This is a genomic window from Aeromonas aquatilis, assembly GCF_054052405.1.
Genome location: NZ_JBSTYP010000149.1, coordinates 1 through 1,043 on the forward strand (window position 1 = coordinate 1; position 1,043 = coordinate 1,043).

Sequence of the window (1,043 nt, forward strand, 5' to 3'; positions counted from 1 at the left end):
CGCTGACGGCGATACCGACAGTGCCAAAGTCAACATCGCCGTCAAGCCGATGAATGATGAAGTTGATGCGGTGAGCGACGACTACGAGGTCAACGAAGATGGCTCGGTGAGCCTGAACTTGCTGGCCAACGACAAGGCGCCGGATGGCGGGCTAGCAATTCAGTCCATCAACGGCGTCGAGCTGACCGGACTGGCGCAGACCATCGGGGTACAGGGCGGCAATGTCGTGATTGCGGCGGATGGCAGCATCAGCTTTGTGCCGGGCAAGGACTTCAGCGGTGACATCAGCTTTGACTACGTGGCCAAGGACGCTGACGGCGATACAGACACGGCCACAGTCAACATCAAGGTGGTGTCGGTGAACGATGACTTCACCGACAACGACGAGCAGGTGACGACCAGCGAGGACAGCGGCGAGAAGACTGGCAACGTCATTGATGGGGTGTCGGTCGATGGTCCGGTGACGGTGCAGAGCTTCAGCATCGCAGGTCAGAGCGGTCCGTTTGTGCTGGGCCAGGTGTACACCATTGCCGGTGTGGGCAGCTTCAGTTTGGCAGCGAACGGGGCGTACAGCTTCACGCCGGCCCTCAACTACAACGGCGCGGTACCGGTGGTGAGCTATACCCTGACCGACGGCAGCAGCAGCGACAGCTCGACCCTGAACATCCGGGTCACGCCGGTGGATGATGCGTTCAGTGATGCAGACGAGAGCGTGACGATCGACGAAGACAGCGGCCTGCACAGCGGCACGCTGCTCGGCGGTACCAGCAGTGTGGATGGTTCGGTCACCGTACAGAGCTTCAGCGTGAATGGCACCACCTACACCTTCAGTGCCAGCAATACCAGTTTCACCGTGGCGCTGACGGCGGGCAGCCTGGTCATCAACCAGGACGGCACCTACAGCTTCACCCCGGCGGCCAACTGGAACGGCACTGTGCCGCCGGTGAGCTACACCCTGACCGACGGCAGCAGCAGCGACAGCTCGACCCTGAACATCCGGGTCACGCCGGTGGATGATGCGTTCAGTGATGCAGACGAGAGCG

Annotated in this window: 1 protein-coding gene; it reads left to right on the plus strand. The window is 61.5% G+C overall.

Going from position 1 to position 1,043, the window contains the following annotated elements; all coding sequences use genetic code 11:
• A partial coding sequence (locus tag ACW5W8_RS23725) for a tandem-95 repeat protein (protein WP_498630871.1) occupies nucleotides 1–1,043 on the plus strand: 1,043 nt, incomplete at both ends.